Annotated in this window: 8 protein-coding genes; 4 read left to right on the top strand and 4 right to left on the bottom strand. The window is 74.1% G+C overall.

What is annotated here, in order from left to right; translation table 11 throughout:
* Positions 1-73: 73 nt before the first annotated feature.
* The 3 genes from ACZ6QO_RS34055 to ACZ6QO_RS34065 all read left to right on the top strand — a co-directional run bounded on the left by ACZ6QO_RS34055 (position 74) and on the right by ACZ6QO_RS34065 (position 3,800).
* Entirely contained in the window at positions 74-448 is a 375-nt protein-coding gene (locus ACZ6QO_RS34055) for a hypothetical protein (protein WP_465856969.1), read from the top strand.
* The gene (locus ACZ6QO_RS34060) at positions 436-750 is read left to right on the top strand and encodes an MGMT family protein (RefSeq protein WP_465856971.1); all 315 of its coding nucleotides are present in this window, start codon (positions 436-438) and stop codon (positions 748-750) included. The genes ACZ6QO_RS34055 and ACZ6QO_RS34060 overlap by 13 nt, the downstream gene beginning before the upstream one ends.
* Positions 751-821: 71 nt before the next feature.
* Positions 822-3,800, top strand: coding sequence for a CDP-glycerol glycerophosphotransferase family protein (locus tag ACZ6QO_RS34065; RefSeq protein WP_465856973.1), 2,979 nt, complete (start codon positions 822-824; stop codon positions 3,798-3,800).
* A gap of 62 nt (positions 3,801-3,862) precedes the next feature.
* Here the strand turns inward: ACZ6QO_RS34065 and ACZ6QO_RS34070 are convergent, their stop codons facing one another.
* The 4 genes from ACZ6QO_RS34070 to ACZ6QO_RS34085 all read right to left on the bottom strand — a co-directional run bounded on the left by ACZ6QO_RS34070 (position 3,863) and on the right by ACZ6QO_RS34085 (position 11,553).
* Positions 3,863-6,628, bottom strand: coding sequence for an ATP-binding protein (locus tag ACZ6QO_RS34070; RefSeq protein WP_465856975.1), 2,766 nt, complete (start codon positions 6,626-6,628; stop codon positions 3,863-3,865).
* 288 nt (positions 6,629-6,916) lie between these two features.
* Complete coding sequence (locus ACZ6QO_RS34075) at positions 6,917-9,178, bottom strand: M4 family metallopeptidase (RefSeq protein ID WP_465856977.1); 2,262 nt, start codon at positions 9,176-9,178, stop codon at positions 6,917-6,919.
* Between the two features lie 399 nt (positions 9,179-9,577).
* The gene (locus ACZ6QO_RS34080; RefSeq protein WP_465856979.1) at positions 9,578-10,552 is read right to left on the bottom strand and encodes a glutathione S-transferase family protein; all 975 of its coding nucleotides are present in this window, start codon (positions 10,550-10,552) and stop codon (positions 9,578-9,580) included.
* A complete protein-coding gene (locus ACZ6QO_RS34085) occupies positions 10,549-11,553 on the bottom strand; it encodes a DMT family transporter (RefSeq protein WP_465857035.1) in 1,005 nt (334 codons plus the stop codon). Before ACZ6QO_RS34085 ends, ACZ6QO_RS34080 begins: the two co-directional genes overlap by 4 nt.
* A 358-nt stretch (positions 11,554-11,911) precedes the next feature.
* Here ACZ6QO_RS34085 and ACZ6QO_RS34090 point away from each other — a divergent pair, with 358 nt between their 5' ends.
* Complete coding sequence (locus ACZ6QO_RS34090) at positions 11,912-15,091, top strand: ATP-dependent helicase (RefSeq protein WP_465857037.1); 3,180 nt, start codon at positions 11,912-11,914, stop codon at positions 15,089-15,091.
* Positions 15,092-15,140 lie beyond the last annotated feature (49 nt).

Below are 15,140 nucleotides of genomic sequence, written 5' to 3' on the forward strand. Positions count from 1 at the left end.
TCGGATGCGGTCTGACCGTTGTCGCCCTTTTCCGTTCCGGATAACGGTAAAGATTCGCTAAGGTTCCCTTCTCGTGGGATACGAGTTGCGCGTACAACGCGAATCGCCGCTCGCCTACGCCGAGATCACCGAGGTGACGGCGTCGGCGGACGCCGGCCTGGAACTGCGCGGAACGCAGGAGTCCGGCCAGATCTTCGCCCGTCACGGCGAGGCCGAGCACACCGTCGCTCTCTGGCAGGGCCGCCTGTTCGGCGAGCCGACCTCCGACTGGCAGGTCGCCCATCTCGCGCGCCTCGCCCAGATGCTCGGCGGCAGCCTGGTCGGCGAGGACGGCGAGGCGTACGGCATCCGCGACGGCATCGTCGAGCAGGTGAACGGGGAGGCGACCTACGAGTTCGGCAAGCTCGAAGAGCTCCTGCTCCTCGGCCCCGCGCAGTGGAGCACGTGACCGGCGATCCGACGCCCTTCGCCGAGCGGGTGCTCGACCTGGTCGAGCGCATCCCGCCGGGCAGGGTCATGTCCTACGGCGACGTCGCCGAATACCTCGCCGAGGGCGGGCCGCGACAGGTCGGCCGCGTGATGGCCACCTGGGGCGGCGGTGTGCCGTGGTGGCGGGTGGTCCGCGCCGACGGCAGGCCGGTGCAGGGGCACGAGAGCAGGTGCCTCGCACGCTGGCGCGACGAGGGCACCCCGATGCGCGGGGAAAGAGCTGATATGCGCCACGCCCGGTGGCAGGGAGATCATCAGTGATTTCCCAGTAACTCGCATTACCATTCCAGGAACGCCCCATGCGGTGAGACTGGAAAGGCGGTGCCTCCCCGATGGCCACCGGTGCCACGCCCGCGCGCAGCGGTGACATCGTCGCCGACCGGCTGCGGGCCGCCCAGGACCTCCATGACAGGGGAGATCCGCTCGACGCCGTGATCGCGGCCGTCCAGTCCGCGGGTCTCACCCGCGCCCAGCGCCGCAGGCTGCACTACGAGGCGCTCAACGGGCCGCTCGGCCTGCGTCTTGAGACGGCCGCCCGCCGGGACGCCACCCGCCTGCGCCAGGCCGTCGACCTGCTCCGCGACTACCTGTCGGGCGTCGACGCCTCCGTCAAGCGCCGTCTGCCGGTGGCGCGCCGGCTCGCCTACCACCTCATCGAGCACCGCGACCCGCGGGCCCTGGCCGAGGGGGACGAGCTCGCCGGCCTGGTCGCGGCCACCGCCGAGCCGTCCAAGCGGGTGCGCCGGGGCCTCGCCTGGTACGCCGATCTCCCGGTCAGCGCGCCGCGGTCGCTGTTCCGGCTGCGCAGGTCCGACCTCGTCCCGGTGACCGAGGTCGCCGACGTCTCCTGGCACGACGGGCGGCTGCGCGTCACCGGCCACGCCTACCTGGTCGGGCTGTCGGTGCGCAGCAAGCGCTTCAACCGGGCGACCGTGGTGCTGCGCGGCCCCCGCTGGGTGCCGCCGATCTCGGCCCGCACCCGCCGCGTCTACCGGCCGCAGGCCACCCAGGAGGCCGCCGAGCCCGGGTGCAACTACGACTGGGCCGGGTTCGCCGCCGAGATCAGGCCCTGGTCGCTGCGCTGGCGCGCGGCCATCCGCGCCGCCGTCCACGGCGCGCAGCGCATGCTCCGCGGCCGGCCGGCGGTCCCCGACACCACCACCTGGCGCGCCGACATCGTCATCTGGAGCCGGGGCGCGCGGGCCATCGGCGCGCTGCGCGGCCCGGTCATGGGCCGCACCGAGCGGCCCGCCGGCCTGTGCGTGCGCCCCGGCTGGTGGGTGCGCCCGGCGTGGACCTCCGACCGTGGGCTCCAGGTCGTGCTGCAGCCCACCCGGGCCCGGCTGACCGGGGTCACCCACGACGGCGACCAGATCGAGCTGACCGGCTTCCTGCCGGGCACCAAGGTCACCAAGGGACGGGCCAGGCTCGGCGGCCACCGCATGGCCGCCGACTTCACCCCGGCCGAGGGCGGCACGCGCTTCTCGGTCACCCTCGCCGTCCCCGCCCTGATGAAGGAGCAGGACGCCCGCAGGCTCTGGGTCGAGCCGAGGGGAGACCCCGCCGCGCCGGTCATGATGGACGACGACGCCGAGACCCGCATCGGCGTCGGCCGCCGCGAGATCACCGTGCTGCGCGACCGCCGCGACCGCGCCGTGGTCTCGGCGCACCGCGTCTGGCCGGTCATCACCTCGGCCGAGTGGGGCGACGACGGCGTGCTCACTCTGGCGGGCGCCTACCCCGACGCAGAGCCCGGCCAGCGCGACCTGGTGCTGCGCCAGCGCGTGGGCCCGACGTACCGCGTGCCGCTGGTCCGCTCGGGGGCCGAGTTCTCGGTGCGGCTCCCGCCGGGCGCCATGCCGCGGTTCGGCGGCGCGGTGGCGCTGGCGTCGGGCACCTGGAGCCTGTCGGTCGCCGGAGGCAAGGGCACCACCGCGCCGCTGCGTGTCGACCACCGCCTGCTCGACACGCTGGACGAGGGCGTCCACATCGTGGCAGGCCGCGAGTACCGCCTGGTGGCGACGCGTTTCGACGTGCCCGTCCTGGTGGCGGCCGAGCGCCGTCCCGACGACGAGAAGGGCGCCGGAGGGCTGTGGGGGCTGCGCCGGGTGCATTACCCCGCCGAGCGGCGCGGCGAGCTGCGCGACGCGACGGTGTACCTGTCGTTCGACGGCCGGTCCTACTCCGACAACGCGCGGGCGGTGTACGAGGAGCGGCTGCGCCGCGGCGACGACCGCGAGCACATCTGGGTGGTGAAGGACGGCGCGTTCGTCCCGCCCGACTCGGCCGCGCTCGGTCTCGGCCCCGGCATCGCGCCGACCGTGGTGCGCGAGGGCAGCCGCGAGCACTACTCCGCGATGGCCAGGTCGCGCCACATCGTCACCAACACGATGCTGCCCCAGTGGTTCCGCGCCCGCGAGGACCAGATCTGCGTGCAGACCTGGCACGGCACCCCGGTCAAGCGGGTCGGCGGCGACCAGCGGCACATGTCCCGCGAGCCCAGGCCGGCCGCCTGGTACCGCCAGGCCGCCGAGGTCGCCAACTGGGACCTGCTCGTCACGCAGAGCCAGTGGGCCTCCGAGGTGCTGAGCCGCGCGTTCGGGTACGGCGGTGAGATCCTCCCGTCCGGCCTGCCGCGCAACGACGTGCTCACCTCGCCCGACCGCGCCGAGCTGTCCGCGGCCGTGCGGCGCAGCCTGGGCATCCCGGCGGGCAAGCGGGTGGTGCTGTACGCGCCGACCTGGCGCGACCACGACCGCAGGAACGCCTCGGTGCGGCTCGACCTGGCCGAGGCCAGGCGGGTCCTCGGCCGCGACCACGTGCTGCTGGTGCGCGGCCACATGATGCAGGCGCCGCCGGTGGCCGCCGGGCTGATGGTCCCCGGGCCGGCGTCGCTCGTCCGGCCGGGGCCGATGACCCGGGAGTACCCCTTCGCCCTCGACGTCACGACTTATCCCGACATGGCAGACCTGTTGCTGATCGCGGACGTGCTGATCACCGACTACTCCTCGACCATGTTCGACTTCGCCGCCACCCGCCGCCCGATGATCTTCTTCGGGTACGACCTGGAGCGTTACCGCAACACCCGCGGTCTCTACCTGGACCTGCGCACCCAGGCGCCCGGACCCCTGCTGGCCGAGAGCGGCGACGTCATCGAGGCCGTGCGCCTGATCGACGCCCTCTCCGGCGACTACTCCGACCGCTACGAGGAGTTCGTCCGCACCTACGCCCCCCGCGACGACGGCAAGGCCACCGCCCGCCTCGTCGACCACGCCTTCACCCCTGCCCACCACCACGACAGGCTCCGCTGACGTCGCGGCGCCGGTCGAGACGACGGCGCGGCGACAGTTCGACCCCGTCGGGCGGGCGTTCGTCAGGCGGGGGGCGTGACCTCGGTTCTGGAGCGGACGCCGAGTTTGCGCAGCACGGTCGCGACGTGGCTCTCGACCGTGCGCCTGGACAGGAACAGCACGTCCGCGATCTCCCGGTTGGTGCGGCCCAGCGCGACGAGCCGGGCGACCTCCCGCTCGCGCTGCGACAACGCGCCCGCCCCGTTCCTGTGCGGCCGGCCGCCGCGCGAGCGCGGATGATGCACCTCCACGCCGATGTCGCGCAGCACGCGCCGGCACCGGGCGGCGTCGTGGGTGGCGCCCAGTTCGCCGAACCGCTCGGCCAGCTCGGCGAAGGCCGCGGCGGCGCCGCCGTCCCCGAGCGCGAGCCTGGCCCGCGCCTCGCCCTCGCCCGCCCGCGCCGCCGCGTACGGCTGCGGCATGGCCGTGTACGCCTGGCGGGCCGCCGCGTAGTACCCCGCCGCGTCGGCGTGCCGGCGTTCCCCGGCGGCGAGAGCGCCGCGGGCCGCGTGGAGCGCGGCGTCGGCGGCGGGCGCGATGCGGCCGGCGATGCCGCGGGCGTACTCGGCCACCAGCCCGGCGGCGCAGCCCACCCGCCCGCCCCAGGTCATCGCGGTCACGGCGGAGGGCACCAGGTAGGCGCCCCACACCCACACCCCCTTGCGGCGCAGCAGGTGCGTCGCCTGCTCGGCCTCGGCGACGGCGCGGTCCAGCGCCCCGCGCGCCAGGTGCAGCTCGATCATCCCGCCGGCCGCGGCGAGCACGATGGGGATGTACCGGGCCTCCGGCGCGTCGAGTCCTGCGCTGTGGAAGTGCCTGATGGCCTCGTCCCACTCGCCGGTGGCCAGGGCGAGCCATCCCAGCACCAGCCACAGGTCCACCACGATCAGCGGCGTCTCGGTGGCGAGCTCGCCGAGGGCGGCCGCCCGGTCGCGCAGCCCGTCCCAGCGGCCGGTCAGCCACTCTCTGCGGATGGTCGACACGTCGAGGAGGTAGGCGGGGTACTTCGCGCCGGTCTCGGCCGCCAGCCGCCGCCCCTCGCGGCCGAACCTCTCGGCGGCGGCGTAGTGGCCGAGGGTGGTCGCCGAGTCGTGCAGGTTGCAGTACGCCCGCGCGGCCTCGCGCCGGACGGCCGTGGAGGGGTCGCCGGAGGGCAGGGTCGCGGCGACGGCGAACGCGCGAGGAGAACCGATGATCATCTCCAGCGACGCCCGGTTGGCCAGGACGGCGGCGGACAGCTCGGGGTCGTCGGCGGTCGCGACGAGCGCCTCGGCGCGCTCCATCCACTCCTGGTGCTTGGCCAGCGGCTCGACGCCCCACCCGGGCATCGCCAGGCTGGCCCAGCCGCGGGCGGCCAGCGTCGGCCGGTGGCTCAGCTCGGCGCAGGCCGCCATGATCTCGGGCCGGCCGGCGGCGGTGTCGCCCGCCTGGTTGGACAGCACGACGCCCAGGCTCAGCCGGGCCTCGGCGCGCACGTCGCGGGACAGGAAGTCGTCGCGCAGCACGTGGCGCAGCAGCCGCACGACCCGCTGGTGCGACAGGCCGGTGGCCGCGAAGCGGCCCAGCATCAGCGCGAGCGGGCCCCGTTCGGGCGGGGGCAGCCCCGGGTCGTCCAGCATGCCCTCGATGACCTCGACCGCCACCGCGGTGTCGCCGAGCGCGGCGGCCTGCTGGGCGGCGGCGGTCCCGTGGCGCAGCCACGCCTCGGTGTCGCCGGCCTGCCTGGCGTGGAAGGCGAGCTGCACCATGGGCGGAGCGTCCATGGCCAGCAGCGCCGCCATCGCGCGCTCGTGCCCGGACCTGCGGTCGGGGCCGGGGATGGCGTCGTACACCGCCTGCTGGGCCAGCGCGTGGCGGAAGCCGTACCGGCCGCCCGCGTGCTCGTGCAGGACGCCGGCCCTGAGCGCCTCGCCCAGCCCGGCCGAGGTGCCGCCGACCGCCGTGATCAGCTGCTCGCCCGCGGGCAGCCGCAGCAGCGCCGCCGCCTGCACCGCGCCCACGGCCGCCGCCGACAGCCCCGCCATGCGCTCGGCCATGGCCTCGCGCAACAGCAGCGGCACCCCGACGCGGTCGAGCGCGTCGGGGTCCAGCGCGCCCGGTAAGGACCGGACGACCTCCTCCACGACGAACGGGATGCCCGCCGTCCGCTCGTGCAGCCGCGCGACGAACCGCGAGGACAGGTCGGACCGGTCGAGCAGCGCGCCGGCCAGACTGGCCACGTCGCGGACGTCCAGCGGGGCGAGCGGCACGACGACGCTGGTGGTGTCGGGCTGATGGCGGTAGGCGCGGCCGAGCGGGGAGCGGCCCGCGCCCTGGTCCTCGCGCCGGTAGGTGGCCACGAGCGCGAGCCCCGCGGGCGGCTGGTCGGCCAGGAAACGCAGCAGGTCACGGGTGCCGTCGTCGGCCCAGTGCAGGTCTTCGATGACGAGGACGGCCGGCGCGACGGCCGCCAGCAGGGCGCGGATCGCCCGGAACACCCGGTGCCGCTCGGCGCGGGGATCCTCAAGCGGGGGCGGGGACGGCGGCAGCGCGCCGGACAGCTCGGGAAGGTAGCCGCGCAGCGCCCCGGTCACCGGGTTGAGCGCGCCGGGCTCGGGGAGCCGGCCGGCGATGTCGCGCAACGCCTCGAACACCGGCCCGTACGGGAACGGCTCGCGGATCTGGTGGCAGTAGCCGAGCAGGACGGCGCGGTCGCCGGACGCCAGGCGGGCCAGGGCGGCGCGCACCAGGCGCGTCTTGCCGATGCCCGCCTCGCCCTCCACGAGCACCACGGCCGGTGGACGGGTCATCGCGTCGATCAAAGCCCGCAACTCGGAGGCGCGACCTACCAGTGCGGGCGAGGGCACGCCGCTCATCCACTGCTCCAAGGTACGGGTTTCATGACCCCCCGGGTCAGTTATCCACGTACCTTCGGTCAAGGTCAACCCTTGGGCGTAACAGGCTTGTTGCGGATGCGGTCAACCACCCCACAGGGGGTCATGCGTCATCCCCGCCACCCGTCCGCCGGGGCATACGGGAAGCCCCCGGGACCAGGTGCGGTCCCGGGGGCGGTCGTGCGGTGTGCTCGGACGGCGTGCTCAGACGGTGATGCTCCAGGAGTCCAGGTAGCCGGTGTCGATGCTGTAGTTGTCAGTGACCTCGAGAGTCCACTGGCCCGCCGCCTGCTGGCTCACGGACGCCGAGTAGGTCCGCGTGCCGTAGGACGTGCAGCTCCATCCGCCGCTGGAGTCGAGCAGGTACCAGGTGCCGCTCGGGCCGCGCAGCCAGATCTCCAGGTCCTCGGCGCAGGTGTGGGAGATGGTCACGCTGAGCTTGACGGGCGAGACGGCGCTCCCGGTCGCGGTGGAGGTGATCGAGCTGGTGATCGTCGACAGGTCGTTGATGGGGTAGTCGGTGCCGTTGGTGAACGTGCGCGAGCCCGAGGTGCCCTGCACGGTCAGCGAGTACGTCACGCTGTGGGTGGCGCCCGACCCGGTGCCGGTGACCGTCACGCTGTAGGTGCCGGCCGGTGTCGAGCCGGTGGTGGAGATGGTCAGCATCGAGGAGCCGCCCGAGGTGACCGACGCCGGGCTGAAGCTCGCGCTCGCCCCGGACGGCAGCCCGGAGGCCGTCAGCGCGACGGTCTGCGCGCTGCCCGCGGTGGTCTGCGTGGCGACGGTCGAGGTGGCCGACGCCCCCGGCGTCACCGAGCCCGCGGTCGGGCTCAGGGACAGCGAGAAGTCGTTGCTGGAGGTCGGGGTGCAGGTCGGCTCGCCGGACTGCACCGGCACGCTGACCGCGTTCCACGCCGCCTTGGTGGCCGCGCACTCGGCGCTGGTGGCGCCGTAGAGCTCGACGGCCGCCGCGAGCGAGGCCGACCGGACGTTGACGTACCGCCAGCTCGACGTCTTGCGCTGCAGGGCGCCCATGTAGATCTTGCCGGCCTTCTGGATGCCGATGCCGGTCACCGAGGAGGGGCCGCCCGAGCAGATCGGGCTGTTCGGCTTGCCGCCGCCCGGCGAGGAGCCCTCGGCCAGCAGGTAGAACCAGTGGTTCAGCGGGCCGGCCGCCCGGTGCACCTCCGTGCTCGGAATCGAGGAGGAGTAACAGTTGGGGTCGCCGACGAGAGAGGGGTTGTACATGTACCTGATCGGGCCCTGGCCGACCAGGTTGACCTCCTCGCCGACCTCGTAGTCCGGCGGGTCGTTGGGGTTGTTGGTGTAGGCCTCGGTGAGCGAGCCGAAGACGTCGCCGGTGGCCTCGTTGATGCCGCCGTTCTCGTTGCCGGAGCCGGCGCCGCCGGGTGTCGTCTGGAAGATGGCGTGGCCGAACTCGTGCGACACCACGTCGATCGGCGTGGCCTGCCGGGCGCCGTCCTGCGAGTGGCCGAAGTTGGTGACGCTGCCGTTCCAGTAGGCGTTGACGTCGTTCAGGCCCACCCGGATCGGGTAGCCGCCGCCGTTGCCGTTGATGCCGCTGCGGCCCAGCCAGTCGCGCAGCATGTCCCACTCGCGCTGGACGCCGTACAGGGCGTCCACGCAGGCGGTCTCGAGGTTCGTCCCCGAGCCGTTGCCCCAGGCGTCGTCGGTGCCGGTGTACGTCGAGCCGTTCTGGCCGCCGCAGCGCAGGCCGCTGCGGGTGGAGTCGGCCATCGAGTACGAGCTGCCCGAGCCGCTCGTGTTGATGGTGACCTGGCCGTAGTAGTAGCCGTTGCCGGTGCCCGCGCGCACGTCGTCGTAGGCGTCGGCGATCTCGCCGGTGGCGGCGTCGACGAAGACGTGCTGGATGCTCGGCTTGCCGGCGGCGATGCCGGAGACCGTCGCCTCCCACGCCAGGCGCGGCTTGTGGCCCCAGGCGAGCACGACCAGGCGCGGGGCGGCGCTGTCGTCCACCCGGTCCAGCTTGGTCTTGGCCGTCTCTGTCGCGCTCTCCGCGGTCACGGTGGGGGTCGTCTTCAGCCCGGCGGGCAGGGCGCCGGAGGCCGCCGCGGTGTCGCGTACCCGTCCGGCGGAGTCGGCGATCACGACCGCGTCGCCGCCGACGACGGGGAGTCCCTTGTAGGAGCGCGCGTAGCTGACCGAGTACAGCCCGCCGGCGCCGGGGGCCGTCGCCGTGCGCTTGTAGACCTCGTTCAGGCTCACGCGAAGGTCGTCCAGGCCGCTGGCGACGGCCTGGTCGGCGGCGGCCACGGCGCGTTGCGATGGGTCGGAGGCGGCCGCGCCGCGCTCTGACGCGACGGCGGCGGACCGGAGTTCGTTCTTGCTCCCGGGCGGAGGCTTGGCGCCCGCGGGGGTGGCGGGGGCCACCACGGCCGCGATGGCCACGCAGGCCGTGGCGGCCAGTAGTGCTCTGCGCCTCATGCGCGTTTTCCTTTCTCTGCCTCCCACCTCCGCGGTTCCGCCGATCGGGCGGGGACGCGGCGGCCGCGCCGCAGGGGAGCGCCCGGCGGCGTGACAGGTGGGATTGGGGGGTGATGAGAGAAATGAATGGCGAACCCGGCGGACGGAGCGTTGTGAAGCGGGGGGTCTGGCCGCGCCGTCCGCCGGAGGACATCTCCCACGGCGGGAGGGACGGCTAAGGCGGGAGGGGCGGGGATGTCACGTCGCGGCGCTCCTGTTCTCGCGTACCGGACCGGGAGCGAACCGGTCTGGGCGAGACGCTAAGTGGGCATGCCGAAGTTGAACATCCGTAGGTACATCCGTACATGTACGGAAAAATGAGGTGAACTCGCTATAGGGGGGCGGGCGTCGCCAACCGCGCTAACCGCGCCCGTGCGGGGCGGTCCAGTCGGTGAGAGGACCGGCCGGGACGATGCGCGACGGGTTGAGCTGCGGGTGGGTCTGGTAGTAGTGCCGCTTGATGTGGTCGAAGTCGGTCGTCCCGCCGAAGGCCGGGCGCTGGTAGAGATCGCGGGCGTAGGCCCACAGGTTCGGGTAGTCGACCAGGCGGCGCAGATTGGCCTTGAAGTGCGTGACGTACACCGCGTCGAAGCGCGCCAGCGTCACCCACAGCCGCACGTCGGCCTCGGTGAGCCGGTCGCCGAACAGGTAGCGGCCCGTGCCGAGGCGTTCCTCCAGCTCGTCCAGGGTCGCGAACAGCGCGCGCACCGCCTCGTCGTAGGCCTCCTGGCTCGTGGCGAACCCGCAGCGGTACACCCCGTTGTTGACGGTGGCGTAGACGCGGTCGTTCAGCTCGTCGATCTGCGGACGCAGGTCGACGGGGTAGAGGTCGACGCCGGGAGTGGCCCACCGGTCGAACTGCGTGCCGAGGTCGATGGAGATGTCGGGGAAGTTGTTGCTCACGATGCGCCCGCTCCGGCGGTCCCACAGCACGGGCACCGACACGTGCCCGTCGTACCCCGGGTCGCTCGCCTCGTAGGCCTCGCGCAGCAGGGTGAACCCGTTGACCGGGTCGGAGGTGTGGCCGCGCCCCTCGCGGAACGCCCAGCCGCGCCCGTCGCGGATCGGGTCGACGACCGACATCGACACGACGTCCTCCAGCCCTTTCAGCGCCCGCACGATGACGGACCGGTGCGCCCACGGGCAGGCCAGCGACACGTACAGGTGGTAGCGGCCCGGCTCGGCCGGGTGGTCGCCGCCGTCGGCGGTCACGCGGCCCCTGAAGCTGTAGGGCGGGCGGGTGAACGCGCCGGAGGGCTTGTTGGAGTTCTTGAGGCCGTAGTCCCCGTGGACGGTGAAGTCCACCGGGCTCGCGACCGCGGCTGTGCCTGTCACGGATGTGATCCTTCCTGGCCGGTGTCGGTCCTCCCGATCAGGACTACACCATCGCCGCTCGCCGCGCGTGGGGGGCTCCCCTGCGGGCGGCGCCCCGGGCGCAGGCCGGACAGCAGGCCGGCGATGACCAGCGCCGCGCCCAGGATGTCCGGCACGCTCGGCCGGCCGGTGCCGAGGATCACGCTGGAGACGATGGCGCCGATCGGCAGGAAACCGGAGAACAACCCGGCCCGGTCGGCCCCGAGACGGGGCAGCGCGTCGTACCAGCAGAAGAACGCGAACGCGGTCACCACCACCGCCAGGTAGACGAGCGCCGCAGCCTCGCCCGCCGTGGGCGCCCGCAGCGCCGCCCGGCCGTCCGCCGCCACTCCGGCGACCAGCAGCAGCGGCACCGCGGCGATCGTCGCGTACGCCGAGACGCGCACCGCGCCGAGACGCGCGAGCAGGGGGACGGCGAGCAGCGAGAACCCCACCTCGCACGCCAGCGCGCCGAGCGCCAGCAGCAGCCCGAGGAGGGTGCCCCGGCCGAGCCCGGTCGCCACCCCGGCGCCCGCCGCCACGAGCACGGCGGCCACCACGATGTGCGGCGTGGGCCGCCTGCGCTCCATCAGCGGCCCGGCCAGGGCCAGGATGATAGGCACGGTGGCGATGACCGTCCCCACGGTCGCGGGATCGGCGTGCCGGGTGGACTCGATGACGAAGACGTTGAACGCGGCCAGTCCGACGACGGCCAGCAGCACGATCAGCGCGGTCTCCTTGCGGGTCGGCCGCAGGTGGGGCAGGCCGCGCGCCCTCATGACGGCGAGCAGCACCAGCCCGCCGAGGGCGTAGCGCAGCGCCTGCCCGCCGTAGACGGGGTAGTGGTGCAGCGCCGGGGACACCGCCGTCAGCGTCCCGACGCAGAACATGGCCGTCGCGGCGCCCACCGCCCCCCGCGTCCCCCCTCGCGTCCGCCCTCGCCGTCCGGCCGCCGCCCGCGCGTTCTGCTTCCCCGCTCCCATGGCCACAGCGCTCTCCTCTACGTGATCCGTGATCGAGCCCGACGTTCGCGACCGTCCTTTGGTCCGTCAGCCTGGCAAGGGCCGAGTACGGTTAACAGGTCCAAACAGGTCCGAACCAGCAGGGCCAACGAACGCGCGTACGAGAGCCGGCCCTCTTAACCGGTTCTCCCGGCTTTCGGCGTGTCGCTTTTTCGGCGGAGAGAATGCCTCGATATCGTGACCTGTCGCCCACATCGGTGATCGGATCGGGCACCGTACCGGTCGAGTCGGCACGATCTACACCTGTGGTCTGGTGGAATAGCGTGCTGTGAGTGGTCAGGCCTACCGTCTGGTGCGGCGGGGAAGCGCGGGGCAGGCGATGCCTCCTGCTCTCGATGAGCACCAGCGGGCGGTCGTCCGCCACGAGGGCGGGCCGCTGCTCGTGCTCGCGGGCCCCGGCACCGGCAAGACCACCACGATCGTCGAGAGCGTCGTCGACCGCGTCGAGCGGCGCGGCGTCGACCCCGAGCGGGTGCTCGTCCTCACCTTCAGCCGCAAGGCCGCCGAAGAGCTGCGTGAGCGTATCACCGCGCGCATGCGCCGCACCACGAGAACCCCGCTCGCGCTCACGTTCCACAGTTACGCCTACGCGCTGTTGCGCCGTGAGGCGGTGCTCGCGGGCGACCCGCCGCCCCGCCTGCTCACCGGCCCCGAGCAACTGCTGGAGATCCGCCGGCTGCTCCACGGCGAGCTGGAGGATGGCGCCGGCCAGTGGCCGTCCGGCATGCGCGAGGCGCTCAAGACCCGCGGGTTCGCCGAAGAGCTGCGCGATTTCCTGGCCCGCGCGGCCGAACGCGGGCTCGACGGCGACGACCTGGTCGTCCTCGGCCGCGAGCACGGCAGGGCCGACTGGGTGGCGGCCGGCCGGTTCGCCTACCGGTACGCCGACCGCTTCGACCTCGACCCGACCCCCCCCCTCGACTACGCCGAGCTGATCCGCGCCGCCGCGGGCCTGCTCAACGACGTCGAGGTGCGGCGGCGCGAGCGCGCCGCCTACGACGTCGTCTTCGTGGACGAATACCAGGACACCGACCCGGCGCAGGAGTTCCTGCTCCGGCGGCTGGCCGGCGACGGCCGCGACCTGATCGCCGTCGGCGACCCCGACCAGTCCATCTACGGCTTCCGCGGCGCGGACGTGCGCGGCATCCTCGACTTCCCCGAGCGGTTCCGCACGGCCGACGGCCGCCAGGCGCCGGTCATCGCCCTGCGCGTGTGCCGCAGGAGCGGGCCCGAACTGCTGGCCGCCTCCCGCCGCGTCGCCGCTCGCCTGCCGGCTCCGCCCCCCGTCCGGCACCGCCCCGCCGAGCACCCCGGCCCGTCCGCCCCGCAGAACGCCGACGGGCACCGGGAGCTGACCTCGCCGCAGGACGCCGACCCGGGCGAGGTCCGGGTCCTTCTGGCCGACAGCGAGAGCCAGGAGGCCGCGGTGGTGGCCGACACCCTGCGCCGGGCCCACCTGCTCGAAGGGGTGCCGTGGAGCCGCATGGCCGTCCTGGTGCGCTCGGCGAGCCGCCAGGTCCCGATGCTGCGCCGCGCCCTGCTCACCGCCGGAGTGCCCGTCATGGTGGCCGGCGATGAGACGCCCCTGGTCCAGCGGCCGGGCGTGCGGCCGCTGATGACCTTGCTGCGCGTGGCGCTCCACCCGTCGGCGCTGGACGTGGCCACGGTCGAAGAGCTGCTCACCGGCCCGCTGGGCGGCACCGACGCGATCGGCGTGCGCCGCCTGCGCCGCGCCCTGAGGGCCGCGGAGCTGGCGGCGGCGGCGACGGACGACGCCACGCTGCCCCTGCCGCCGCGCTCGTCGGACGAGCTGCTGGTCGCGGCCGTACGCGACGTCCGTGAGCTGGTCCCGGTCGAGGAGCACGTCGCCGCGTGCGCACGGCGCGTCGCCAAGCTCATCGCGGTCGCGCGCGAGGCGGTCCACCGCGGCGACACCGCCGAGGAGGCGCTGTGGGCGATCTGGCAGGCGTCCGGGCTCGGTGACGCCTGGACCGAGGCCAGCCTGGCCGGCGGAGCGCGGGGAGCCCAGGCCGACCGCGACCTCGACGCGGTGGTGGCGCTGTTCGACCACGCCGCGCGGTTTGTCGACCGCCTCCCGCACGCCGGGCCCGAGGTCTTCCTCGACGACCTGTCCTCCCAGGAGATCCCCGGCGACACGCTCGCCGAGCACGCCCCCGACGGCGAGACCGTCCGCATCCTGACCGCCCACCGCTCCAAGGGCCTCGAATGGGACGTCGTGGTGGTCGCCGGCGTGCAGGAAGGCGTCTGGCCCGACCTGCGCCTGCGCGGGTCGCTCCTCGGCGTGCAGCAGATGGTCGAGATGGCCGGGGGCTCCGCGCTCGACGGCGCCGACGCGGGCGGCGCCGCCCTGGCCTCCAAGCTGCTCGCCGAGGAGCGGCGGCTGTTCTACGTGGCCGCCACCCGTGCCCGCCGCCGGCTGGTCGTCACCGCCGTCGGCGGGGAGGACACCGACGAGCGGCCTTCGCGGTTCCTCGCCGAGCTGCTGCCCGGGGCCGTCGAGAAGGCCGCCGTCGACGACCGCGCCCGCTGGCTCAGCATGTCCGCCCTGGTCGCCGACCTGCGGGCCGCCGTGTGCGATTCCACCAGGCCCGAGCCGATGCGCCGGGCGGCCGCCGGGCACCTCGCCCGCCTGGCCCGCGCGGGCGTCCCCGGTGCCCACCCTGACGAGTGGTACGCGCTCACGCCGCTGTCCGACGACCGTCCGCTGAGCTGGCCAGAGAACGTCGTGCGGGTCTCGCCGTCCGCGGTGGAGAACTTCACCAAGTGCGGGCTGCGCTGGCTGCTGGAGACGGCCGTCGGCGCCTCGGGCACCGACATGTCCCGCAGCCTCGGCAGCGTCATCCACGCCATCGCCGTCCTGGCCGTCGCCGGGCAGGAGGGCGACACCCTCGGCAAGCGGCTCGACGAGGTCTGGGACGGGCTCGACTTCGGCGGCGTGTGGTTCAACCGCAAGCAGCGCCAGGTCGCCGAGCAGATGGTCGCCCGGTTCCTCGCCTGGCACGAGCAGAACCCCCGCGAGCTCGTCGCCGTCGAGGAGGCCTTCACCGCCGAGCTGTCCGACGGCGTGCACATCCGCGGCCGGGTCGACCGCGTCGAACGCGACGGCGAGGGCCGGGCCGTGATCATCGACATCAAGACCGGCACCACCAAGCCGTCCGACCAGGAGCTCGACCGCCACCCGCAGCTCGGCGTCTACCAGCTCGCCACGCTGCTGGGCGCGTTCCAGCGTCACGGCATGACCGAGCCGGGCGGCGCCGCGCTCGTCCAGGTGGGCAAGGCCGCGGGCAAGGAGGCCAAGGAGCAGCGCCAGGGCGCGCTCGGCGACGACCCCGACCCCGGCTGGGCCAGGACGCTGGTCACCACCGTCGCCACCGGCATGGCGTCCGGGGTGTTCACCGCCAAGGTCAACGACGGCTGCCGCACCTGCGCCGCCAAGGCCAGCTGCCCCGTCAACGACGGCGGAGGCCAGGTTTGCTGACCCCGCATCCGCCCGCGGCGGCCGCGGCGGTGGACGACACCAGGCCCGC

This window comes from Sphaerisporangium sp. NPDC049457 (assembly GCF_055586705.1).

Excerpts from the sequence above, each read along its gene's own strand:
- ACZ6QO_RS34065 (WP_465856973.1), top strand. The coding sequence starts at position 822 with ATGGCCACCGGTGCCACGCCCGCGCGCAGCGGTGACATCGTCGCCGAC.
- ACZ6QO_RS34070 (WP_465856975.1), bottom strand. The coding sequence starts at position 6,628 with ATGACCCGTCCACCGGCCGTGGTGCTCGTGGAGGGCGAGGCGGGCATC.
- ACZ6QO_RS34075 (WP_465856977.1), bottom strand. The coding sequence starts at position 9,178 with ATGAGGCGCAGAGCACTACTGGCCGCCACGGCCTGCGTGGCCATCGCG.
- ACZ6QO_RS34085 (WP_465857035.1), bottom strand. The coding sequence starts at position 11,553 with ATGGGAGCGGGGAAGCAGAACGCGCGGGCGGCGGCCGGACGGCGAGGG.
- ACZ6QO_RS34090 (WP_465857037.1), top strand. The coding sequence starts at position 11,912 with ATGCCTCCTGCTCTCGATGAGCACCAGCGGGCGGTCGTCCGCCACGAG.